At 57.6% G+C, this 22,156-nt stretch carries 19 protein-coding genes; 5 read left to right on the top strand and 14 right to left on the bottom strand.

Translation table 11 applies throughout. The features are described 5' to 3' along the window. Window positions 1-4: 4 nt before the first annotated feature. A complete protein-coding gene (locus VGM18_02515) occupies window positions 5-1,636 on the bottom strand; it encodes a hypothetical protein (GenBank protein HEY3971846.1) in 1,632 nt (543 codons plus the stop codon). A gap of 503 nt (window positions 1,637-2,139) precedes the next feature. Here VGM18_02515 and VGM18_02520 point away from each other — a divergent pair. Then, window positions 2,140-2,391 carry a hypothetical protein gene (locus VGM18_02520; protein ID HEY3971847.1) on the top strand — a complete coding sequence of 84 codons (252 nt, stop codon included), beginning with the start codon at window positions 2,140-2,142 and terminating at the stop codon, window positions 2,389-2,391. A 110-nt stretch (window positions 2,392-2,501) separates the two neighbouring features. Beyond that, window positions 2,502-3,251, top strand: coding sequence for a hypothetical protein (locus VGM18_02525; protein HEY3971848.1), 750 nt, complete (start codon window positions 2,502-2,504; stop codon window positions 3,249-3,251). Window positions 3,252-3,662: 411 nt separating this feature from the next. Here the strand turns inward: VGM18_02525 and VGM18_02530 are convergent, their stop codons facing one another. The 7 genes from VGM18_02530 to VGM18_02560 all read right to left on the bottom strand — a co-directional run bounded on the left by VGM18_02530 (window position 3,663) and on the right by VGM18_02560 (window position 12,297). After that, window positions 3,663-4,766 carry a metallophosphoesterase gene (locus tag VGM18_02530; protein ID HEY3971849.1) on the bottom strand — a complete coding sequence of 368 codons (1,104 nt, stop codon included), beginning with the start codon at window positions 4,764-4,766 and terminating at the stop codon, window positions 3,663-3,665. A 250-nt stretch (window positions 4,767-5,016) separates the two neighbouring features. Then, the gene (locus tag VGM18_02535) at window positions 5,017-5,898 is read right to left on the bottom strand and encodes an OmpA family protein (protein HEY3971850.1); all 882 of its coding nucleotides are present in this window, start codon (window positions 5,896-5,898) and stop codon (window positions 5,017-5,019) included. Window positions 5,899-6,400: 502 nt separating this feature from the next. Continuing rightward, window positions 6,401-7,111, bottom strand: coding sequence for a haloacid dehalogenase type II (locus VGM18_02540; protein HEY3971851.1), 711 nt, complete (start codon window positions 7,109-7,111; stop codon window positions 6,401-6,403). A 142-nt stretch (window positions 7,112-7,253) separates the two neighbouring features. Further along, on the bottom strand, window positions 7,254-8,330 hold the full coding sequence (locus VGM18_02545; GenBank protein ID HEY3971852.1) for an OB-fold nucleic acid binding domain-containing protein: 1,077 nt from the start codon (window positions 8,328-8,330) through the stop codon (window positions 7,254-7,256). A gap of 196 nt (window positions 8,331-8,526) precedes the next feature. Then, a complete protein-coding gene (locus VGM18_02550) occupies window positions 8,527-9,687 on the bottom strand; it encodes a peptidylprolyl isomerase (protein HEY3971853.1) in 1,161 nt (386 codons plus the stop codon). A gap of 114 nt (window positions 9,688-9,801) precedes the next feature. Beyond that, window positions 9,802-10,581 (bottom strand): SpoIIE family protein phosphatase, encoded by a 780-nt coding sequence (locus tag VGM18_02555; GenBank protein HEY3971854.1) that lies wholly within the window; start codon window positions 10,579-10,581, stop codon window positions 9,802-9,804. A gap of 285 nt (window positions 10,582-10,866) precedes the next feature. Beyond that, a complete protein-coding gene (locus VGM18_02560) occupies window positions 10,867-12,297 on the bottom strand; it encodes a hypothetical protein (GenBank protein HEY3971855.1) in 1,431 nt (476 codons plus the stop codon). Between the two features lie 59 nt (window positions 12,298-12,356). On the opposite strand from VGM18_02560, the gene VGM18_02565 reads away from it, so the two are divergent. After that, window positions 12,357-14,900 carry a M1 family aminopeptidase gene (locus VGM18_02565; protein HEY3971856.1) on the top strand — a complete coding sequence of 848 codons (2,544 nt, stop codon included), beginning with the start codon at window positions 12,357-12,359 and terminating at the stop codon, window positions 14,898-14,900. Between the two features lie 230 nt (window positions 14,901-15,130). Beyond that, window positions 15,131-15,571 (top strand): response regulator, encoded by a 441-nt coding sequence (locus tag VGM18_02570; GenBank protein HEY3971857.1) that lies wholly within the window; start codon window positions 15,131-15,133, stop codon window positions 15,569-15,571. A gap of 34 nt (window positions 15,572-15,605) precedes the next feature. Here the strand turns inward: VGM18_02570 and VGM18_02575 are convergent, their stop codons facing one another. The 6 genes from VGM18_02575 to VGM18_02600 form a co-directional block, all read right to left on the bottom strand. Next, the gene (locus VGM18_02575; protein HEY3971858.1) at window positions 15,606-16,685 is read right to left on the bottom strand and encodes a chemotaxis response regulator protein-glutamate methylesterase; all 1,080 of its coding nucleotides are present in this window, start codon (window positions 16,683-16,685) and stop codon (window positions 15,606-15,608) included. Next, the gene (locus VGM18_02580) at window positions 16,682-17,578 is read right to left on the bottom strand and encodes an HDOD domain-containing protein (protein ID HEY3971859.1); all 897 of its coding nucleotides are present in this window, start codon (window positions 17,576-17,578) and stop codon (window positions 16,682-16,684) included. Before VGM18_02580 ends, VGM18_02575 begins: the two co-directional genes overlap by 4 nt. A gap of 6 nt (window positions 17,579-17,584) precedes the next feature. Beyond that, entirely contained in the window at window positions 17,585-18,478 is an 894-nt protein-coding gene (locus VGM18_02585) for a protein-glutamate O-methyltransferase CheR (GenBank protein HEY3971860.1), read from the bottom strand. Between the two features lie 163 nt (window positions 18,479-18,641). Then, window positions 18,642-19,463 carry a flagellar motor protein MotB gene (locus VGM18_02590; protein HEY3971861.1) on the bottom strand — a complete coding sequence of 274 codons (822 nt, stop codon included), beginning with the start codon at window positions 19,461-19,463 and terminating at the stop codon, window positions 18,642-18,644. Then, complete coding sequence (locus tag VGM18_02595; GenBank protein HEY3971862.1) at window positions 19,460-20,239, bottom strand: flagellar motor protein; 780 nt, start codon at window positions 20,237-20,239, stop codon at window positions 19,460-19,462. The genes VGM18_02590 and VGM18_02595 overlap by 4 nt, the downstream gene beginning before the upstream one ends. 2 nt (window positions 20,240-20,241) lie before the next feature. Continuing rightward, window positions 20,242-20,508 (bottom strand): flagellar FlbD family protein, encoded by a 267-nt coding sequence (locus VGM18_02600; protein HEY3971863.1) that lies wholly within the window; start codon window positions 20,506-20,508, stop codon window positions 20,242-20,244. 303 nt (window positions 20,509-20,811) lie between these two features. Here VGM18_02600 and VGM18_02605 point away from each other — a divergent pair, with 303 nt between their 5' ends. Next, the gene (locus VGM18_02605) at window positions 20,812-22,074 is read left to right on the top strand and encodes a flagellin (GenBank protein ID HEY3971864.1); all 1,263 of its coding nucleotides are present in this window, start codon (window positions 20,812-20,814) and stop codon (window positions 22,072-22,074) included. Window positions 22,075-22,156 lie beyond the last annotated feature (82 nt).

The following is a 22,156-nucleotide window of genomic DNA, read 5'->3' on the forward strand; positions in this document are numbered from 1 at the left end:
TGCTTCACTTCTTCGCCATTAATTCCCGTGCCCGGCTCAACTCCGGGCGCATAGAGTTTGAGCCATCGCAGACTTTCAGAAGCAGCGCGTAATATTCGTTCGCATCGTTTGGCTTGCCGGCGCCTTCGGCAGCGCGGGCTGCGCCGTAAAGGCCGTTGAATCGGTTGGGATTGAATTTCAGGTCGGTCTGATATTCCGCCAGCGCCTGCTTGGGACGGTTCGCTTCGAGCAGCATGTCGGCAATCATCTCGCGCGTCGGGATGCCCTGGGGTTCGTCGCCGAGCGATTCTTCTTTGTCGGCCATGGGCCGCAGGACTTCGACCGCGTCATCATACTTGCCTTCGGCAAAGAGCAGCCAGGCTTGCGCTTGTTTCAGATCGTTGTCGGTCGCCTCGACGAAGTCTTTCTTTTTTTCATCTGCAAATTTCTGATGGATGGCCGCGATCGCGGCGACATCCTTGCGAACTTCTTCCGCCTGATGAAGGTGCGCGGAGCCAACCGCTCTGGTCCAATAGCCGAACGACTCTTCGGCAGTTCCCGCGACCGGTACGGGCGTGAACGCGGCCGCGGTAGCCCAGTCCCGCATTTCGATCGGATAGAAGGCTGCGAAGTGCGCCTGCGTGGCGAGGTGCGGATCGAATCCGATGCCGTACATGTCGTGCATCTGCGGCATTTTGTTGACCTCATCGATCAGGGCGCGGGCGTCGGCTTCGCGTCCGCTCTGCATGTAGGCATAGAAGAGAAAATCCATAGCGTGGAACTGATGGCCCTCGCCGCCCATGCCCATGGCTGCGGTCTTGCGCGTGGCGGCGACGGAGGCCAGGTTGGAGTTGATGTCGTCCTGCCAGAGGCCGACTCGGGCGAAGATGTGCGAGGGCATGTGCAGCGCATGGGGCGCGGCGGGTGCGACCTGCGCGTAGCGGCGCGCGGCGGGAATGCCCAGTTGCGCCAGTTGCGGCTTGTCGTAGGCGTGGATCAGATAGTGCGCGACGCCGGGATGGTCCGGTTCGGTGGCGAAAAGTTTTTCAAGAATCGCAGCGGCGGCTTTGCGGTTGGCGAACGTGGCGTCGTCATGCGGCTCGGAGGCCAACAGCGAGAGCGCATAGAAAACTGCGGCTTCGTGGTCGTCGGGATAGGTGTCATGCACCTTCTTCATGGAATCGGAGTAGGCTTTGGCGCGCGCGGCGTGATCGGAGTTGTCAGAGTTCGTATAAAAAGCGGCGATGGCGTCGATGTAGCCGTTCTCGCGCGGCGTGGTCCTTTTCTCGGCCAGCTTTTTGGCCGTGGTCGCCTCTTCCAGGCCGCGTGCGATCACCTTGGCGTCGGGCTCATTCCACAGTTGATGCCAGATGCTCATGGCGATTCCCCAATGAGCCATGGCGCATTTCGGATCGTCCTTGGCGATGTCGATGAACTCCTTTTCGGCTTCCTCGTACCAGAACGAATGCAGCAGCGCCACTCCCCGGGCGAAGGGCTGTTGCACAGATGGGGCGCAGGAAACGGGGAAATGCACCGTCCCGAGCTGCGTCTGGGTAAGGTCTTCGTGGTGGTGGTGATCTTTGTCGTGATCGTCGTCTGCGACGACGGCGAAGGTGAAGAGGAATGAGAAGAGCAGCAGGCACGCGATGCGTTTCACTTGATACCTCATGCGCTTTCTGCGGGGATTCTAGTTGTCGGATGCAGGAGGGTCAACGCGGGATATATACCCCGGATTTTTTTAAAATGTTTTTTGGCTAAGATCCTTGTTTGGTTGGGGTTGCGGGGAATTTGATATGGCGATTGTCCGCAAAATATTGAGGGCGTGGGACTTGCTCGTAAAATATTATGGGACAAGGAGTTAGCAGGATGGTTCGAACTGAGGACGACGGGTTGCGTGAGGCTCATCACAACTGGTACTTACATCTATTTTAACATTCGAGCACGGGTCGAGGCTGATGGGGTGAACGTCTATTTGGTTTGGGTTGAGCGGGTTAGGGGTGGGTGAAGATTATTGTCTTGACACGGTGTTTTCTGGGCTGGCGGCCAATCCCCGCTTGTCGCAAATAACGCGAGAAAATGGGGCCAAGAGGATGGAAAATCACATTTGGTAGTGGCTGAATTTCCCTTGATTAGCAATTCGATTGGCGAGAGAATTGCGTCATGGCTAAATATTTATCATCCGATGTTCGCATTGCTAAGACGGGCGAAGATTTATATCACGTCGTGGTCGACAGCAAATTCCAGCAGATCGATGAGTATATCGATGGGCCGAAATTGCTCGGCATGTACGAGGGGAGGGCTCTGGTCGATAAGCAAGGGAATCCAATCTCGGCGCAGGCGATCTTAGGGCAATTCGACTCATCGGAAGTCGGGCAAGAGATCGTCGTGGCGCAGGTCGAAAGAGCAGCATAAATAGAAAGAGCCCGGATGCCAGTCCGGGCCTCAAGTTCAGCCACTACCTCACAGTTGATTGTTTTTCCCGTAATGTCGGTATTCTACCGAGAGCGACCTCGGAGGAACCCATGTCGGAAGGCGAGAGTTTTATAATTCGGCCAAAAGACCCTTCTGCAATCGTCAGACTGCAAGACCCGACGGTCATCGAACAAATCCTAGAAAATCCACTCCCCGTCCTCGCCGAATTGGTCACTGGCTATGTCATGACTGGAAATGGTTTTTGGGCCGGATTCGGAACTAGGTTGGCTCAAGCCGCATTCAAAGGGCAGGTGTTCCAGCAATTCGCTCGCGAATTCAAGAAACTACGTGACAGGGGAGCGATACCTGACGACTTCGCCGATAAGAAGTATGGTGCGAAGACGTGGGTTGAGTTGCTGACCGTGCTGGACGAAGAGTCGCCAGACGAGGACAGGGCAGAAGCATTAAAGGCAATGTTCTTGGCCGTCAACAAAGTCAACTCGACCGACGCTGAGAGGATTTTGAATTATCAGTTGTTCCAGATTTCGAAGGAACTGAGTTCGGGAGAGCTTCTCTTACTGAAGGCCATTGCTGAATTCGGCAGAAAGTATCCCGGGGGTGGTCCTGCGAACAGCAACTTTGTCACGGAGATTTCGAAACTGTTGGGTCACAATGTAACCGCCCTGATCCGCAAGGACATTCGCAAACTTTTGACGACTAGTTTGGTAATTTCCGGCAGCATTCTTAGCGACGCCCACGACCCAACTGACCCGACAGGCGCAGGCGTCACCGACCTCGGTCACCGATTCATCACTAACCTCGAAACATATTCGGTCGCGATAAAGACTCCAACCGAATGAACGACGCCTGCGACGACAATTAAACGCGTTCGAGGCGTGCGCTGCTGCATGGGCAGATACTGGCAGAGTCAAACGTCAGAATCCCCGCCCTGTCCCCGCAAAAGGCGCAGGGACAAGGACGGGGCAACCGCTTTTCTTTTGATGACGTTTTACGGCGCGACTGAAGTCGCGCCCTTCCCGGGTGTCTCCGACCGCGGCGTTTGGGCGCTGCGGAAGAAAGCAGATTCCTCGCTTCGCGAGGAATGACAAACCTTTCCAGGCGCAGAATCAAAAGTCAAAATCCCCGCCCTGTCCCTGCAAAAGACGCAGGGACAAGGACGAGGCAACCACTTCCATCTTTGATGGCGTTTACGCGGCCCTGAAGGGCCGCTCTTCCACCTTTCCTGCATACACGCGGAGTTTTGAAAACGCCTACTGAAACTCCAGCATGACGATTTCAGGATTCGACCCCAGGCGCAGCGGAGGGCCCCAGGTGCCGGCGCCGCTGGAGGTGAAGATTTGCATTTGGCCGATGCGGCTCAGGCCGTAGACGAATTGGCGATAGATGCGGCGGGCCATCCAGCTCCAGGGGACGAATTGGCCGAGGTGAGTGTGGCCGGAGAGTTGAAGCGAGATGCCGGCGGCTTCGGCGATTTCGGGATAGTCGGGAGCGTGGACGAGGAGAATGCTGGCGCGGTCGCGATTCAACTGGAGGCTGCGCAGGATCGATTGAAGATGTCCGCTGCGGGTGGCCTGATTATAGGGCACGCCGATGATCTGAAGGCCGTCGGCGTCGACGACTTCGTTGCTCAGGACGCGCACTCCGGTGGCGGCGATGGCTTCTAGATATTTGCTGTCGTCGCGGAACTGTTCGTGATTCCCGGCGACGAAATAAACGCCGTGCGGAGCGGTGAGTTGCTTCAGAGGCTCGGCGGCTCGGCGGGCATCGATGGCGGTGCCGTCGTAGAGATCGCCGGCAATGAAAATGGCGTCGGGCTGTTCGAGCAGAATCTTGGCGACCATACGGCGAAGGAAGTGGCCATTGCGGACGTGGCCGAGATGGATGTCGCTGATGAGGGCGGCTTTGCGTCCGCGCCATTCCGGCGGCAGATTGGCGAGTTGGACCGTGGTGCGAGTGATTCGGGTCCAACTGGCGTTGAAGACGCCGAAGAGTCCGAGGACGATGGCGGCGGCAAAGAAAGATTCGACCAGGCGATGGAAGTTCAGAGACAGGCCGGCGATGCGGGCAATGGCGAAGATGGCCCAGGAGACGATGGAGGCGATGAACAGAAAGCTGAATATGCCCATCCAGACGGCGGCGGTTTTATAGAACGCGCGCACTGGCGCCTGTGTGAAGCGGAAGGCCAAAAGTGAGGCGGAAATAAAACTCACCGACAAGACGCCGAGGATAAGTTCGAGAGGCAGGGAACCGGCGGTGGGGGTGTTGAAGGTCCAGGTTTGATAGAGGAGCAAGTGAGCGGCGAAGAGAGCGGACTGGACGATGACGATGAAACTTAGGAAGCTTCGGCGGTGCATGGCAATTGGATTCGGATCGGGGGTGTGGGGATTCTAGGCATTTGAGCGCTTGGATGCGAAAAAGCAGGTTCTTCGAATGCTGCGCTCGGAATGACAAAACTCTATAACAATCGGAATCCCAAGACTTTTAGGACAACTCGAATAGGGCAACTCGAAAAACCCATGAAAAAACCCCTCGCGTACGCGAGGGGGTTTTTCCGGGGGAGGGACTTGAGGCCTCACGGCTAAGCCCAATCATTTCGTGCCCAGCTTATTTCGGCTGTTGCGCTTGATCCGCACTGGTGGCAGGCGCTCCGGTGTTGGAGGAGAGCTGTTCCAGATCGTTCTTCAGCAGGCTGATTTCGACGCGACCGCCGCTCGCGCGCTTGTTCTTCGTGGTGTCGTCAGAAGGGGCGGGAGCATTGCCCATGCCGACCAGATAGATGCGATAGACGGGAATCTCGTGGTTCAGGACGAGATAGCGAACGACCGACTCAGCCATTTTCTGCGAGGTGGTAATCGCCGTCTGGCCTTTGCCCGAGGAGAATCCCTGGACTTCAATGATGTAGCCGCGCTGACCCTGGACGCCGGTGGCCATTTGGTCCAGAGCATCCTTGGCATTCTTGCTGAGGACGGTCTGGCCAGGGCGAAAGCGAATCTCGGTCTGGTTGGAGGCCTTGTACTGATCAATGTTGCTGACCACAGTTTCAACGGTCTGAACGCGGGCGGTAACTTGCTGGGCAGACTGCTGCGCCATGTTGGCTTTGTTGCCGGCGTCGACGGCATGCTGGTCGGCCATATCGGCTTTATCGGAAGCCATCTTGATGCCGGCTTGAGCGCGGGCGTCGGTGTCTTTGATCGCCTTGCCGTTCTGCGAAGTCAGTTCATCGAGTTCGTTGACGCGGTCGCGGATGGGCTCGGTCTGGCGCTTCACATAGTTCTTGCGGGCGAAGGGATTGACGCGTCCCCAAAAGCCTTCGCGCGACGGAGGCGCCAGAGGAGCCTTACCCGTGGCATTGCTGTCGGTGGAGGTTGCGGAAGTCGAGGCCGCGGGTGCGGACTGATCGTTCGAGGTTGACGAGGTGGTCTGCGCAAGGGCCGGAAACGCTAATACGGCGGCCAGGGGCAGGGCGAAGAGTAGGCGATTATTCATGATGACTTCCTCCAGTTTGGCAGCGTGACTTTGGCGCTACCCGCACGCCTGGGGCATGCGTGAAATCTGAGTTGCGTCCCGGATCGGTAAACTTGATCGGTACAGATGGCCAGCAGTTTCGCTGAGCCGGCCCGCGCTGACGCGGCGCTGGGCCTGGAACTGTCGGGCGCCTTACCAAGCCGCGCCTGTGACCCCTTTCCATATACATGTCGGATGCCAAATCGGAACTTAGGGTTGATCGCCTAAGTGATTGATATCTATAGAGATTATAGTGCCTTCGGGGCGGGAAAGATAGCTAGCGAGCACACGGCAGGGTAATTTTGGGAAACCTGATATAAAAACTGCGTGCAAAAAGCGGTCGTCAGTCGTCAATCGTTAGTCGTCGGTCGTTCGCGTCACAGTGCTGCGGGCGCTTCTCCGCGGAGCGGACGTGTCGTCCGCACCTTCGACAAGTGCTTAGCGAACGATTTTGATGGCGATTACCGGCGTGAACCGGCCAGCGCTAGCCAATGGCCGCCAAGGCCGCGAGTTCTCCGAGGCCTGAGATTTCCAGATCAGGCTGGGCTGTGGCGGCTTTCACGGCGCCGACGCCGGGGCGAGCCGAGGAACGGTTGACCCATACGGTGGCGAGTCCGAGCGCCTGCGCGGGGATCACATCGTGATAAATGCTCTGGCCGACATGCAGCACGCGATGGGCTGGCGCGTTGATTCGTCCCAAGGCTAGTTCGAAAATCTTCAACGACGGCTTGTACGCCCGGGCCTGCTGCGCGGTGATGACTTGGTCGAAATCTACCTCGAGCTTCGGACGCGTTTTGGCGAAGAGATCGTCGTCCACGTTGGAGAGAATCGCGAGGCGATAGCGAGTTTTGAGTTGGCGAAGGGCAGCGACGGTGTCGGGCCAGGGTAGCCACGTCGGAAGAGAATCAGGGAGTGAGCTTATTTCTTCGGCGGTGGGAGTGAGTCCGAGTTCGGCCCCGAACTGGCGGACTACCGACTGCAAAACTTCACGATATGGCTGAAATAGGCCTTGTTCGGCGCGCTGCTCGAAATCTCCGTAGAGTTTGAGTATGGTGGCGTCGTCGATCTTTTCCCTGAGGCTGTTTTCGTGGGCGGCGAGGATGCGATGAAAGGCTGAGAGGATTCCGGACTCCCAGTCGATCAGGGTGCCGTAGCAATCGAAAGTCAGGATTTCGAAGCGGGAGAAGTCAAGCATGCGTGGCGGTTCCTGTTCAGCAAAATGGGCTGACATCCAGAATAGCAAGACGATCGCCAGCGACGATCATGAGGGTTGGCTACGCTACGGGTCGGTTAAGCGGGAGATTGCTCGCTTCGCCTGAAGAGCGGTTGAATAATCGTTAACGGCGGGGTTCGATACCGGGCGTGGCGGGAGTGCGTTCGGAGAATTCGTCGAATTCGGGAGTGCTGTTCGCGGCGGGTTCGTCTGGCGGCGCGACTTTTTTTGGCGTCAGGAACTTTTCGGTGTTCAGGAGTGGGCGGCCGAGCGAAGCGTTGTAGCTGGTCCAGGGGCTGTCGAAACCGGATTCGCGCTCGAAGTGGGCGCGCATCGCTTCCATTTTGGAATCGAGGTCGTCGAGGTAGTGCAGCATGAGGGCTTCGGGGAACATCGGTAGTTTCGGCGAGCCGAAGTCGTACTGGCCGTGATGGCTGATGATGAGGTGCTCCAGCAGCGTTTTTAATTCCTCAGGAAATCCAGGGGCGGGAACGAGCGCAATCTTGGCCTGCAACATTTCCAGTTCGATGATCATGTGGCCGAGCAATTGGCCTTTGGTTGTATACGAGAAAGACCGGTTGTAGGTGAGTTCGTGGATCTTGCCGATATCGTGCAAGAACGCACCGGCGAGAAGCAGGTCGCGATTGATGGAAGGGTAGTTCTGACACATCAAGTCACAGGAACGAAATAAAGAGACGACGTGATCGAGCAACCCGCCGATGTACGCGTGATGCAACGTCTTGGCAGCGGGAGCGTTGCGATAGGCGGCGGCGATCTGCGGATCGTCCATGAAAGCCTGAATCACCAATCTGAGGTATACGTTCTGGATGGAGGCGACGAAGCTGGTCAGGGTTTGCCAGAGTCCGTCGATATCCTTGGTGGTTTTGGGGAGGTAGTCAGCAAAATCGATTTCGGATTCGCCCAGCTTGCGCAGCTTGTGGACCGTGAGCTGAAATCGGTTTTTATATTTGTTGATAAGGCCTTTGATTTTGAGGAAATCGTCCTGGTCGAAGGCGTCGAGAACTTCTTCGACGTTGTCCCACATTTTGGCTTCGAGTTGGCCGCTGCGATCGCCCAGAGTGAGCGCCAGGTAGGGGTCACCGGTTTTTTTGGGCTTGATCTGCTTACCCACGACGACGAAGGTCGAGGTCACGACCTTGTTCTCGTGGCGGGTGCAGTCGCAGATGTAGAAGTCTTTCATGCGGCGATTCCGGGCTGTTTGAGTATAAAGCAAGTAGGGCGGGAAAGTGCCGGTCGGGCTGGCGCGCCGGGCCGGTGGAGCGGGGAGATCGTCTTTTCGCCTGAAGAACGGCTCCACTTGACTGGCTAACGACGTTGGATGACAAGGCGATTCGTTATACTGCGACGAAACTTTTTGTACTCCGGCCAAACAAAGACTAGAGAAAGCCCAGCTTTTTGTGTTTCTTTTTGAGCTTCTTGGCGTCGGTTTCTTTGGCGGCGACGGTTTCGACGGGCTGGGTCTGGTTCGGGCTCATACCCGTGTCGACGTAGCCGTCGGCGTATTTAATGTAGGCGTCTTCGCGCAGCTTAGTGAGGTAGGCACGGAGAGCGGGCTGCAATTTCTGATAGTAGAGCTGATCCTGAATTCTTCCAACTACGTCCTTAAACGGGGGAATGCCGGCCATCTGGTGGTCGACAACTTTCAGGATCACGTAGCCCTGCTTGGTGCGGATCACGTCGGTGACTTCGCCGGCTTTCATAGCGAATGTCTTATCTTCCAGTTCTTTGGCGAGTTTGCCGCGCTCAAATGTGCCGAGATTACCGCCATCGGCGGCCGAGGGACCGTCTGAGTATTTCTTGGCGATGTCTTCAAAAGCGGCCCCGTCGTGAATTTGTTTGAGGAGATCCTTGGCCTTAGTTTCAGCAGCCGCGAGTGCGGCGGCATCGGCGGCCTGCTTCGCCGCGTTGTCGGCGGGAGGTTGAGCCGGAGCGGCAGCGTTGGCATCGGTTGCCGCTGGCGTCACTGCGGGCGCGGGTTCTGAGACTTTGGGTGCAACCAGAATTTCACTGAGGCGGATGAACTCCGGACCCTCCATCTCGGCTTTGTGGTCGTCGTAGAACTTTTGCTCCTCTTCCTTGGTGACGCTTAAATGCTGGCTGACTTCCTCGCCGATCACCTTCTGAGTGATGATCTGGTTGCGCATGTTCTGCTTGAAATCTTCCCAGGAGACGCCTTGCTTGGTGGCTTCTTTCTCAAGCGCTTCGAGCGAATCCAGCTTCATGTCTTTGCGCATCTTGTCGAGTTGCTTGATAAGCTCAGTGTCGCCGGTGATGCCGAGGTCTTTGCCTTTGTCGAGAAGAAGCTGCTGGTCGACGAGATCGCGGAGCACGTCTTTCTCGCGATCGGCGTAGACTTTGTCGGGATCGGGAGGGTTCTGCTGCTTGATTTCGTCTCGAAGCTGATCTTTACTGCGCTCGAACTCCGAACGGGTGATGATCTGGTTGTTGACGCGGGTAATGATCTCTTCGACGACCTGGCCGGTCGAAAGGGCGGGCAGACAGGTCAAACCAATCAGTACGAGGGGAAGCTTCTTCATAGTATTCGTTGGGCCACCACGTTTGAATTGAAAAGGATGGCAAGACCGATTTCGTTATTTTACTCCCTCCGAGCGCAGGCCGTGTAAGACCGCCGATTTGACTTCGACAGTCCACTACTCCGTTCGAACCAGGGCCAGGGCGGTTTGGTCGTCGGACACTGGGGAATTGCCGGCGAATTCTGCGACCGCGTTCAGGACGGAGATACAAAGGGCTTTGGCACCGCTGGGTGGGGCAGCTCGGAAGATCTGGCCGACGCGGTCCAGGCCGAATTCCGTGGTGGAATCTCCCGTTTGGCCCATACAGGCGACGACTCCGTGGGAAACTAGCAGCAGCTCTGCTCCTTTTTCCAATCCGACAGTGGGTGCGTCGGCGGTAGCGTGGGAAAACAGCCCAAGAGGCAGCCCTCTGGAAGCGAGCTCGGCGATGCCCTTGCTATCGCGGAGGAGACCGGGAGTGTGTCCGGCGTTGGCGTAGCAAAGAGTGCCGAAGACCTCGTGGTAGCAGCCGATGAAGGCCGGGCAGGATCGGACACCGCCGACGGCTTCGCCGCCCGCCATGTCGATGAGGCCGCGATTAATCCGCAGGCTGAGTTCGGTCATCGCTTCCGATTCATTGATATCGGAACGGGAAAAGAGTTCGGTGCCGACGGTGCGAAAAATTTCCTGCGCGGCGGCGAGAACGCTCCGGTTGTCGTCGCGGCGTCCGGAAACATCGAGCAGGCCGAACAGGACTCGTTCGGGGCTGACCCGGATAGAGTCGTAGAAATCTCCGGCGACGCGTTTGCCGATGAAGACCGATGCAATGTCAGCACCTTCGATCCTGGGAAAGACGGTCGTGACGGGCTCGGCCGTGGGCAAAGAATTGGCGTCGCGGGAGTGAAAGAGGGAATGCATAGAGCGACAGGTCCAAAGCCGAAAGTAGCACAGACGCAGGGACCGAGCAAACCGCGGGGCACGAAGGGTGGAGCGATTAGAATTCTGGGATGCCACGGTCGAATGGGCGTCAGGCGTCGGGCATCAGACCGCGGACCTTAGAACCGCGGACTTAGGACGTTCGAACAACGTTTAGAGTTTAGACGAGCAACGTTTGAAGCTTCGGCCAAGACAGGGTCTTCCAACAAAATTGTGTGACGATGCCCAGGGCCGGACGCCTGATGCCTCCCCTGCGAAGACAGGTAGCTATTCGCCATATTTGTCGGAGAGATACTTCGCGAGGTCCGTCTCGAGTTGACCGTAGTCGGAGTGGATGGTGGCGCGCAGGGCGGCTTCGGTGGAATTGCCTTGGCCGATGCGCTCCAGAATGCGTTGAATGTCGCTGAGTCCGTACGACTCATTGATAAAGGAAACGGCGGCCAACGATTCGGCGTAGGCCAGATTGGCCTCGGCGGGGGAGAAGCGCTGGAAGCTTCCTTCGAGAACATTGAGCGGAATATTGCGTTGCGTTTTGAAAAGCACTGAGAGCTGGCGGCCATTGCCGCCGAGACTTTTGGGCTCGAGGAATTGGGCAATGCCTTCATGCAGCCAGGGCGGGCAGCGGCCGGCGGAGAGGTGGTTAATAAAAGAGTGCGCGAGTTCGTGTTTGAGCACATGAGCGAGCGCCGGGGTCAGAGAGTTCAGGCCGTGGATGGGAATGCGCAGCTTGCCGTCGTTCATGGCGCCAGACCATGCTGGCGCCTGAGTGACATCGAAAAATTCCTGTTCGGTATAGAGAGTGACGAGAATGTTGTCGCGCGGCGGGCTGCCGAGATCGCGAGCCAGATCGTCATAGTCGGCTTCGAGGGCAGCAATGATCTGACCGCGAAAAGCCTCGGAGGTCTGCTGGCCTTCGTAATGCAGAATGAAATGGGTGCTTTCGCCCTGTGCGAAATCAGATTCGACGCTTTGCTCGCGCTGAGCCTTAGCGAGTAATCGCTGAACCGCCGCATCGGGGCGCAATTCGAGGGAACACTTCCAGGAGACAACTGCGTCCTTGGTGTGATCGGACGCGAACTGGGCGTAGCCGAGCATGGTGTAGGCATCGGGGGAATTGGGCGCGGTCCGGACGGCGCGCTGAGCATAGGACAGCGACTGGGCGGCATTTCCCGTGCGGACAAGCAACGCGGCGTAATAAATAAGGATCGTAGAATTGTCGGGCTGAAAGCGGAGTGCGCTTTCGAAGTACAGCCGGGATTGAGCGACGTTGCCGTGTTCGAATTCAAACTTACCAGCAATAAAGTCGGCGGTTGCGCTCAGCTCAGGGTTGCCTTTTGCTTCAAGGCCGGAAAGCACATCCGTGCTGACTTTGCCTTCTTTGACGATCCGGGCGACAAGATCCCCTTCATTGGCCAGGCTGTCGGCTGGAGTAAATACGGGAAGGTCGGCGGCCTTCGTACTTCCAGTCGTACCGGATGCGGAATGAACTGGCATTCCTCCGGCTTCGACGTGGTCGACGACAGACTTGGGAACGGCGTAGGAGTCTTCGCCGATGTCGTATTCGTAGTGATTGCCCTTTTCGTGGACCTCATCCGCTAGGATGGTGCGGCCGTTCTTGAGGTAGATGGTGTCCGCCCATGCGCCGGCACTGGAGAGCAGCAGCGCAGTAAAGCAGAGAATGGTGACACGCAGGCGCATTCAGGCGCATTCTAGCAACGGAGGGTGATCCTACTCACGTGACGAAGGTACTAACGAAGATGGCAAGCTTACGGGTCGCGCTGGCGATTATTGCGTTGACAGCTGCTTGCGCTGCTGGCAGCAACCCTCCGGAGAAGCCGGCGGAAGCGCTCTATCTACAACTGGGACAGGTAGGCCTCGATCCGGCGAGGGTGTATCACGTGCGGGGCGCGTCCCTGGATCGATCGGCCATTCACATCAGTTTGGAGGATGGAACTATCGGGTTCACCGAGGACGTGATGGGCCGTATTACCGGAGCGTTTTTCGAAGGCGACGGCGAAGTTCTGCTGACGCCTCCCAACAGCGTCGAGCGGAAATCGATGAGCCTGTTCACCGGGATGGCGATATTGGAAGAACATTTTGCCACTGCATATTTTCGCTTCAACGATGACGCCGCCAATGATTTGCGGCCCGATTTGCGCGCCAGCGACAACCAGAAGGAGTTTGTGGAGCATTGGGGAGTGACGGCACGGAATCTGGCGCAAGCCGACGCCATGCGGCTGCTGGTGACTTTTAGCCGGATGCTGCCGGGGAATGGAACCGCACCCATATCAGAGCGCGCGAACTTTTTGGGCCGCGCACCCGACCAGTTTCTGCACGCGCGGCTGCAAGGATTGAACCTCGGCGTTTTCGATGTGGTTTTCGATTCACTGTCGACAGAACAAGTGGAAGCCGGACAGCCGAAGACCGCGACGAACGGTATTACTTACTACGACGTTTGGAGTTCATTTGCGCCCAACACCCCGGCGACGGGGAGAACGGCGGTCGGCAGTACCTCGGCTCCCGGCAATCCGAGTCCGCGCGAAGACTGGATCGCGGTCGAGCGCTATACGATTCGGACGGTGGTCGAACCTCCCAAGCGCATTCATGCGCGGGCGCGCTTGCAGCTCAACGTGCGAGAAGGTGGAACGCGCGCTCTCTTGTTCGAGCTTTCGCGATTCCTGCAGGTCGAGAGCGTGACGCTGGACGGTCAGGCGGTGGAGTTCATTCACAATCCAGCCGTAGAAGGGACGCAGCTTTCCCGGCGGGGAAATGACATTGTTGCGGTAGTTCTGCCGGAGCCGGTGCGAGAGGGACAGAAGCTGAATCTCGAATTTGTGTATGGCGGTGAAGTGTTGGCGGAAGCGGGCAGCGGATTGCTTTACGTGGGCGCACGAGGAACGTGGTATCCGAATCGCGGGATGGGGATGGCGGATTTCGATTTGCAGTTCGAATTTCCCCAGGGCTGGACGCTGGTGGCGACGGGGAAACCGACGGCGGTTTCGCAGGACGAGACGGTGCCGCAGCATGGTCAGGCAACTGATGGTCAGCAAAGGTTGCGCTGGGTGTCGGAGCGGCCGATTCCGCTGGCGGGCTTCAACCTGGGCAAGTATAAAGTGGCGGCGGCCCAGGCCGGAAGCGTCACGGTCGAGACCTATGCGACGGCCGGAGTGGAGCGCGACTTCCCGACTCCACCCATACAGGTGGTTGAGTCGAGTCCATCGAATACTCCTTCCCGGCGAGGGCCGCAGGTAATCGAACCGATCCGGCCGTCGCCGTCGAGTAATGAAGCCGCGGTGGCAGAGGCCGCGGCGCGGGCGATTCAATATTACTCTGAGCGATTCGGGCCGTACCCCTACAGTCACCTGGCTTTGACGCAGATGCCGGGGCCGGAAAGTCAGGGATGGCCCGGGTTGGTGTTTCTATCCTCATATGCATTTCTCGATCGAGCGGAGGGTGAGCAACTGCACTACCCGCCGTATCGAATTCTGTTGCAGGAATCGATTCCGGCGCACGAGACAGCGCATCAGTGGTGGGGCGACCTGGTTACGTGGAAAAGCTACCGCGACCAGTGGTTTTCCGAAGGGCTGGCGAATTACTGCGCCATGATGATACTGCAAGAAAAAGATGCCGCCGGTTTTCGGCTGGTGATGGAAAAGTATCGCCGGGATTTGGTCGAAAAAAATAAAGACGGATCGTCTCCGATGGATGCGGGGCCGGTGACCCTGGGGACGCGGCTGCTGTCGTCCAAATCTCCGGAAGGCTACGAAGAGATTCTCTACGGCCGGGGAACATGGTTATTTCATATGCTGCGGTCGATGATGAAAGATGCTTCCACAGCAGAGAGCGGAGGCAAGGGCGGCAGTGCGGAGGAACCCTTCGTGCGGTCGTTGCGAAAGGTGCGGGAGAGGTACGAAGGGAAATCGATCAGCACCAGCCAACTGATCGACGTTTTTGCGGAGGATCTTCCCCCCTCGCTGCGTTATGAAGGGAAAAAATCGCTGGATTGGTTCCTGGCCGGCTGGGTCAACGGAACCGCTTTGCCCAGGCTGGAGCTGAAAGGAGTGAAATTCATTCCCAAAGGTGCGGGCAGCGTGGTGACGGGGACGATTTTGCAGAAGGACGCATCGGAGGACCTGGTGACATCGGTTCCGGTGTATGCGGTTATGACTGGGAAACAGGTGGTATTACTGGGCCGCGTATTCGCCGATGGCGAGGAGTCTGCGTTCCGTTTGCCAGCTCCGGCCGGAGCGCACAAGATCGTACTCGACCCTCAAGAGACGGTTCTGACCAGTCCGCGATAGCAGCCATCATGAATCAGGGATCGATGCACTTTCCTGAATTGGACTTCTATTCCATACTTCCTTCCCAAAAGGGCCAGCGGAAAATGGTCACGCACAAAGCCCGCTTGTGCGATCTTGGGAAAAAGCCCTCGTAAGCGCTAGATTTTCTTGGCCCGGTCCCTGTCAAGCGCATTCAGCGCGCCTGGCAACTCATTTGCATGTGCCTCGGCAGATCGGGAACATCCATAACTATGAGCTTGCAAATCGGCGAGACGCCGGAAGAAATAAGCGGATCGAGTCTTGCGACCAAAGAAACGAGATTACAGAGAGAAACAATACTGTTGGTCGAAGACGAGGCATTCGTCCGGGAAGTGACCTGTGAAATTCTACGCTCTGCCGGATATCGAGTATTGACTGCAAAGAATGCGGCGGAAGCGGCCTGCGTTTACCAAGCGAGACGCGATCAGGTGGAACTCCTGCTGACGGATATGATTCTGCCGAGCGAATCCGGACTCGCTTTGTCGGAAAGACTTCGAAAAGACGATCCGGAGCTGAAGGTCTTGCTGGTCACGGGATATACCGAGCAGATTGCGAGGCTGGCACAGATGCAGGAGGAATGTTTGGCCAAGCCGTTTTCGTCGGACGTGCTGCTGCGGCGAGTGCGGCAAGCGCTGGATCGAAGGGAGGTGTGATCGCAACCGGTGTGATTGAAAGAAGGCAGAGGGGTCAGGCGCGTTTACGGTAGCGGGTGGCTTGCAGGATTTGTGCGGGAATTGAGGCGAGCGGGACCACGCGCGACAAGATGCCCAATTCGGCGCAGGCTCTCGGCATGCCATAGACGGTGCAAGAGGCTTCGTCCTGCCCAATGGTGAGACCACCTTGGCGGTGGATGGCATTCATCCCTTCAGCCCCATCCGAGCCCATCCCTGTCATGATGACACCGAGGGCGAGATTCTTGAAGGCGGAAGCGACGGAGTTCATCAGGATGTTGACGGATGGAATGTGCAGGCAGTCCTGAGGGTGAGAATCAAGGGAAAGGAAGGCGCGCAAACCGGAGGGGCGCTCGACGCGCATGTGCCGACCGGCAGGAGCAATGTAGACCACTCCCGGGTCGACGGGTTCGCGGTGAGAGGCTTCACGAACGGCGACGGCGCATAGATTGTTCAGTCGTTGGGCGAAGGGCGCGGTAAATCCCGCCGGCATGTGCTGGACGATAAGAATAGGGACGGCAAGGTCGCGAGGAAAAAGCGGCAAGATTTCCTGAAGAGCTTTGGGTCCTCCGGTCGAGGTTCCGATGGCGACGATTGCCGGCATGGTGGAAGCCGGGTCCGGTGGTTGCGAGAATGGTTGAGGCGGTTTCTTCGCCGCGAAATTCGCAGGATTCGATTTTTTCGATGCGGCGGCGCGAATCTTGGCGATGAGGTCGGCGCGAATGTGGTGAATATCGAGCGAAGTAGCCGATAGTTGTTTGGGGATGTAGTCGAAGGCGCCGGCGGCGAGGGCGTTAAAAGTATTTTCCGCGTCTTTCACGGTGACCGAACTGACCATGATTACGGGCCGCGGAAATTGCTTCATGATCCGCTGCAAAGTTTGGAGACCATCGAGGCCGGGCATTTCGACATCGAGAGTGACAACATCGGGATTTAGCGAAGGAATCTTGTCGAGCGCTTCCGAGCCGCAGCTGGCGGTGGCAACCACCTCGAGGCCTGCTTCGGACGTGATCATACGAGAGAGAGCGGTGCGCATGAATGCGCTGTCGTCAACGACGAGCACGCGGATCGACGGGATGGCGGGGGCTTGCGTCATTTCCGATAGATGGTGCGGACGAGCGCATGCACCTCGTCCAGATAGGCGTCCATTTCAAAAGTGAGGCGAGCCCAGTCGAAATCTTTCAGGTCGCGGCATTGGTGGGACAGGATGGCAAAGCCGGTCTGGTCGAGCAGATTGACCTCGCGGTGTTCCGGGTAGCCGTAATTGAGTCCACTCATACGGCATAGCAAATCGCTGAGTTCGACCAGGGCGACGAGCCCGGCGTGTTCCTGCGACGCGGCCAGGGTGTGATGCTGCGAGACGACCTCGCGTAGATCGGCAGAGAGTTCCCACTTGTCGGCTAACAGGCGGCCGCTTTCACAGTGCGTAAATCCCAGGACGGACTGTTCCGCCTCGTGGAGTGGGATCCCCTGGCTCCGACCAAAGTCGTAAGCCTGGCAGAATTCCTTGGGAAAGCACCAGAGGTTGACGATGATGCCGAGATCGTGGAGAAGTCCGGCCAGATAAGCTTTGCTCGGGTCGGGGTAAGAAATCTTGCGGGCAAAATGACGGCAGACGAGGGCGCATCCCAGCGAGTGCTCCCAGAAAACGACAGGATCGATGCCAGTGACGTCTTTGGGCATCATGTTCAATACGCCGCAAGACATGGCAATGTCGCTGACGCGGTGAAATCCCAGGCCGAGGATGGCGCCGCGCAGCGAGTCAACTTTTTTCCAGCGGCCGAACAGCGGACTGTTAGCCATTTGCAGGCACTGGGCGGCCAGTGATTTGTCCTGGGCGATCATGTCGGTAACTTTTTGAATGTCAAGTTTCTCGACCGGTTGTTCGAGGTAGCGAAGCAGCGGGGCCAGGACCGCGGGGATCGTGGGGATGTGCTGGAGTCCCCCGATGCGACTGAGTAAAGTAACTTTTTTCGCTGCCGTATCCATAGATATTTACTTTCCTGCCGGGGGGCGTTCTCCCTTGACATAGGCCGTGGCTCCCGGCAAGTGGACCAGGCGGAAGTCGTTCGAGACTCCGTAGAGCGATTCGGAATGCCCCATGAAGAGATATCCGTGAGGCAAGAGGTTGTTGTAGAAATGCTGAATGACCTTACGTTTGGAAACCAGATCGAAATAGATGAGCACGTTGCAGCAGAAAATCAGGTCGAGGCTCTTCATGAAGTTCATGCGATCGTCGTCGGAGAGATTGAGCCGGCTGAAAGTGATGCCGGTGCGGGCCAACGGCTGAACCTGGAGCTGGTCGGCCGCGGGGATGAAATATTTCTGGCGATAATGCGGATTCAGATTGCGGGTGCTATAGGTTCCATAGAGGGCGTTCTTGGCGTGCACCAGGGAACGCTCATTAAGATCGGTGGCGACGATCTCGACGCTCCAGTCCTTGAGACGGCCGTGAGCTTCTTCGTGCAAGAGCATGTTCAGGGTGTAAGGCTCCTCGCCGGTGGAGCAGCCGGCGCTCCAAATGCGCAGGCGGCGCAGTGGAACTTCGGCCTTGGCCTCAAGGATTTTGGGAATTACAACCTGGCGCAGCGCCTCTAATTGGGGCTGATTGCGAAAGAAGCAGGTTTCGCCGATCGTGATTTCGTTCAACAGCGCGACCAGTTCCGCCTGTCGCGTGGGTTTGACCGTAAGGCATTCGTGATACTCGCGCAGGTTTGAAGTCTTGAGTTCTTTCATGCGGCGGCCCACGCGATCGAAGAGCAGGCGCAGCTTGTTTTCGGGATGGAAGATGCCGGCTTCGCGATAAACCAGGTCGCGGATGCGCACCAGTTCAGGGTCGGGCGGCCCCTCCGCCACGACGGCAGAGGGTGCTGTTGCAGCAATCGTCATGCTGACCCCTTCGCAGTAGTAGAGAGCAGACCCGAATCCTCGGGCGGTTTCGTTTGCAAGTTAGCCTGGCTCACTGAATACGCTCACGCTGAAGCGAATCTTTGCCGAATTGCGGGACGCAACTATCCATTCCATCGGCGAAGCGAGAGGCAACTTTAATTAATTACTGCCGGAGGCGAGCGGGCGCGACGGTGCTCGTCAAGCTATTGCTGAGGATAACGATATCGACGCGGCGGTTCTGGGCTCGACCTTGCGCTGTGCTGTTACTGGCGATGGGGTGATATTCGGCAAATCCGGCAGCCGCTAAACGCTGAGGAGGAAAGCCGTAGCGCAGGATCAAAAGACGGACCAGTTCGGTCGAGCGGGCGGTGGAGAGCTCCCAGTTGGAGGCCATTTGTGCGGTGTGAATGGGAACGTTGTCGGTGTGCCCTTCGATGCGAAGCCGGCAGATGCGGATGGCGAGGATGGAGGCGATGCGATCCAGGGCCGGCAGAGCCGATGTCTTCAAAGCCGCCGACCCGCTGTCGAAGAAGCCGAACTCGCGCAAGCTGATGACCAGGCCTTCGGTCTCGCGGTGCAAAGCGACGCTGTGTTGGGCGATCTCGCTTTGCAAGGCCTGCTGGAGTTCGGTCTGCAAAGTGGACAGACTGGACTCTTCCGCAGCGGCGGCGAGGGAATCGTCTGGAGGCGAAGAGACGCGGCCAAGATCGGTATTGCGCTTTGCATTCGCAATGGCCTGCACGGTGCTGAAGGGCATGGGGTCGTTCATGTCGATTGGAACCTCGGTGGTGGAGGCGGGAAAGACGCCGAGTTCCTGAAAAGCGACCTGTATCGCCAGCGCGAGGCGGCCGACTTTGCGTTGATCGACTTGCGCCGAAGCGTAAAGCACAACGAAGAAAGCGAACAGCAGGGTAATGAAGTCAGCGTAGGAGACGAGCCAGCGCTCATGGTTGGCGTGGGGACGGGCCCGTTTGCGGCGGCTCATCGCTCCTCACCCTCGGTATTGCCGGACTTGCTCGACTCCACCAGGAAACCCAGTAATTTAGTTTCGAGCATGTGGGGATTCATGCCTTCGAGGATCGAAGCCACCCCTTCGAGCGTCATCTCACGAGTGATCTGCTCTTCGCGGATGCGGAGTTTCATCTTACCCGCGACCGGGAGGTAGAGAAGATTGGCGGAGGCCACTCCATAGATAGTAGCGACGAAGGCCACTGCGATGCCGCGACCGACCTCATCGATCTTATCGAGGTGCTGCATGACTTGAATCAGTCCGAGCACTGCGCCGATGATGCCGACGGTAGGCGCAAAGCCGCCGGCCGATTCAAATACCTGGGGAACTTGCTCTTCGTACTCTGCTTGATTATCGAGTTCCAGCTCCAGGATTTTGCGCAGCTCTTCGGGCTCGGTGCCGTCGACTGCAAGCATGAGGGATTTCTTCAGGAAGGGATCTTCAATCTCATTCAGGATGGCATCGAGGGAGACAATGCCTTCCCGCCGCGCTTTCTGCGCGAATCCGACCAGGCGATCGATCGTTTCCTTGGGATTCTCACTAGGCGCGATGAAAACAGAGCCGAAACGGCGCATCGCCTGTAAGACGACGGACAGAGGGAATTGCAACATTACGGCTCCGATGGTACCTCCAAAGACGATCATGGCGGCGGTGGGCTGGACGATCTGGCCAAGATTACCGCCTTCGATCAAAAGCCCGGCCAGGATTCCGCCGACGGCGAGGACAATTCCGATGACGCTGGATTTATCCACGCTTACTTCTCCGGCTCAGGGCTGCCCGGCGCGGGGGATCTGGAAATCAGCGCGTGCGAAGAAGCGGAATCCCAGTGGAGTGAGAGGCCCTGCAAAACCGAGCGCCGAAAGGCGATGATGCGGGTTAGGAGTTCGTCGATTTTTTCGAGCACGACGATTTTTTCCCCGGTGATCAAAGTGACAACCGTGTCGGGAGACTGCTCCACGAACTTGATCAGGTCGGAATTCACGATGAGGGGTTTGTTGTTGAGGCGTGTGAGCTGAATCATGGATTGCCGCGCTTTCTAGTTCCAACGCGAGGCGATACACGCCTCCCTGAGCGGAACATCGGCGAGGGAAAGCAATAGTTTAGGAGTGAGATTACCTGCGGATGCGAGAGCGAAGATTCTGAAATGGCACGCACGACTAAAGCAGTCCTGCAATTTGCCGATGGACAGGAAGTAAATTCGGGGTTCGGCGAGCGCCTAAAAGCAAGCGAGAAGTTCGCAGAACATTCTTGAGAAAAGACTCATCGCTTCGAAAAGAGACTCAGGAGAACCGAACGAAAAATTCAACGGAGAAGGTGGCTCACAATGCCCATTGGAATCCTGAACAATATTGCGTCTCTCTCGTCGGAAAATAATCTGACGATAACCAACAACGCGTTGAACAATGTACTGTTGCAACTGTCCTCCGGGTCGCGCATCAATAGCGGCGCCGACGACGCCGCGGGTCTTGCGATCGCAAATGGATTGCAGGCCAACATTAGCGCTCTTTCACAATCGGCCAATAACGCCAATGACGGAATCGGCGCCCTGCAAGTGGCCGACGGATCGCTGGCACAGGTGTCCACGTTATTGAACCGCGCCGTTACCCTGGCTACGGAGTCGGCCAACGGAACCATATCCACTCAGCAGCGGCAGGCGCTCGATGCTGAGTATCAGCAGATTCAGACTGAAATCAATCGGATCGGGTCCAACACCAACTTCAACGGAACCCAGGTGTTTACTTCGAATCCGACCTCGATCTACATCAGCGATGGCACCGGCAACACATCCCAGGCGAGCAACTTCATCACCGCCAACGTCGGAGCATTGACCGCGCAAGGGCTATTGGGTACGGGCGCGGGCGCGACGCTGGCCGCCAACGGCGCGGTGACGGCTGGCGACAACATCACGATTGGGGGAACGACCTACACGTTCGAATCCGCGGCCACTCTGGCGGCCGCTCCCACCGGAGCCACGCAGACCGCAGTTGCAGTAGCAATCGACGGAAGTTCCGATCCGGTGACCGCGCTGCAAAATACGTTGGCCAATTTGGCGGCGGCCGTGAATGGCGGCACCGGCGCCGGGACGCTCTATCAGGCCGATGCTACCCTGTCGGGTCCTAACTCGAACCCCGACGCAACCGCAGCCGCTTCGGGCAACAGCGTCACTTTTACCGCGACGGCGGCCGGCCAAGCTCTGGGCGGTGCAAACATCGCGAGTACAGTAGGGAGGGGCGCCGAATTTGCCTTCGTGCAGACTGGCGGCACGACCTTCACGACCGGCACGACATCGGATCTGTTGACTGCGACGGATGCCCAGGCCGCATTAGAGTCCATTAACACGGCGATTCAGACCGTGGCCTCAACTCGCGGCCAGATTGGCGCGGTCGTCAACCGCTTGCAGAGCGCCAGCAATGTGATCAGCAACCAGGTCACGAACCTGACTTCGGCAGAGAACACGATCACCGCTGCGGACATTCCGACCGCGGTGGCGAACTTGACGAAGTACTCGATTCTGGAACAAACCGGCATTTCGGCTCTGGCCCAGGCCAACCAGCAGCAGCAACTGGTTTTAAAGCTGTTGCAATAACTTAAAACTCAGGGGGGCGGCAACCGGCTCCCCTGCATTTTCTCTTTACGTTTCTCTGACGCACGTTCTCCGGAAGGGAGCT

Source organism: Candidatus Sulfotelmatobacter sp. (assembly GCA_036500765.1).
GTDB lineage: Bacteria > Acidobacteriota > Terriglobia > Terriglobales > Acidobacteriaceae > Sulfotelmatobacter.

Bases quoted from the DNA above. Each gene is read 5' to 3' on its own strand.
- VGM18_02525 (HEY3971848.1), top strand. From the start codon at position 2,502: ATGTCGGAAGGCGAGAGTTTTATAATTCGGCCAAAAGACCCTTCTGCA.
- VGM18_02560 (HEY3971855.1), bottom strand. From the start codon at position 12,297: ATGCGCCTGCGTGTCACCATTCTCTGCTTTACTGCGCTGCTGCTCTCC.
- VGM18_02540 (HEY3971851.1), bottom strand. From the start codon at position 7,111: ATGCTTGACTTCTCCCGCTTCGAAATCCTGACTTTCGATTGCTACGGC.
- VGM18_02555 (HEY3971854.1), bottom strand. From the start codon at position 10,581: ATGCATTCCCTCTTTCACTCCCGCGACGCCAATTCTTTGCCCACGGCC.
- VGM18_02530 (HEY3971849.1), bottom strand. From the start codon at position 4,766: ATGCACCGCCGAAGCTTCCTAAGTTTCATCGTCATCGTCCAGTCCGCT.
- VGM18_02545 (HEY3971852.1), bottom strand. From the start codon at position 8,330: ATGAAAGACTTCTACATCTGCGACTGCACCCGCCACGAGAACAAGGTC.
- VGM18_02520 (HEY3971847.1), top strand. From the start codon at position 2,140: ATGGCTAAATATTTATCATCCGATGTTCGCATTGCTAAGACGGGCGAA.
- VGM18_02570 (HEY3971857.1), top strand. From the start codon at position 15,131: ATGAGCTTGCAAATCGGCGAGACGCCGGAAGAAATAAGCGGATCGAGT.
- VGM18_02580 (HEY3971859.1), bottom strand. From the start codon at position 17,578: ATGGATACGGCAGCGAAAAAAGTTACTTTACTCAGTCGCATCGGGGGA.
- VGM18_02565 (HEY3971856.1), top strand. From the start codon at position 12,357: ATGGCAAGCTTACGGGTCGCGCTGGCGATTATTGCGTTGACAGCTGCT.
- VGM18_02575 (HEY3971858.1), bottom strand. From the start codon at position 16,685: ATGACGCAAGCCCCCGCCATCCCGTCGATCCGCGTGCTCGTCGTTGAC.
- VGM18_02600 (HEY3971863.1), bottom strand. From the start codon at position 20,508: ATGATTCAGCTCACACGCCTCAACAACAAACCCCTCATCGTGAATTCC.
- VGM18_02605 (HEY3971864.1), top strand. From the start codon at position 20,812: ATGCCCATTGGAATCCTGAACAATATTGCGTCTCTCTCGTCGGAAAAT.
- VGM18_02585 (HEY3971860.1), bottom strand. From the start codon at position 18,478: ATGACGATTGCTGCAACAGCACCCTCTGCCGTCGTGGCGGAGGGGCCG.
- VGM18_02535 (HEY3971850.1), bottom strand. From the start codon at position 5,898: ATGAATAATCGCCTACTCTTCGCCCTGCCCCTGGCCGCCGTATTAGCG.
- VGM18_02590 (HEY3971861.1), bottom strand. From the start codon at position 19,463: ATGAGCCGCCGCAAACGGGCCCGTCCCCACGCCAACCATGAGCGCTGG.
- VGM18_02550 (HEY3971853.1), bottom strand. From the start codon at position 9,687: ATGAAGAAGCTTCCCCTCGTACTGATTGGTTTGACCTGTCTGCCCGCC.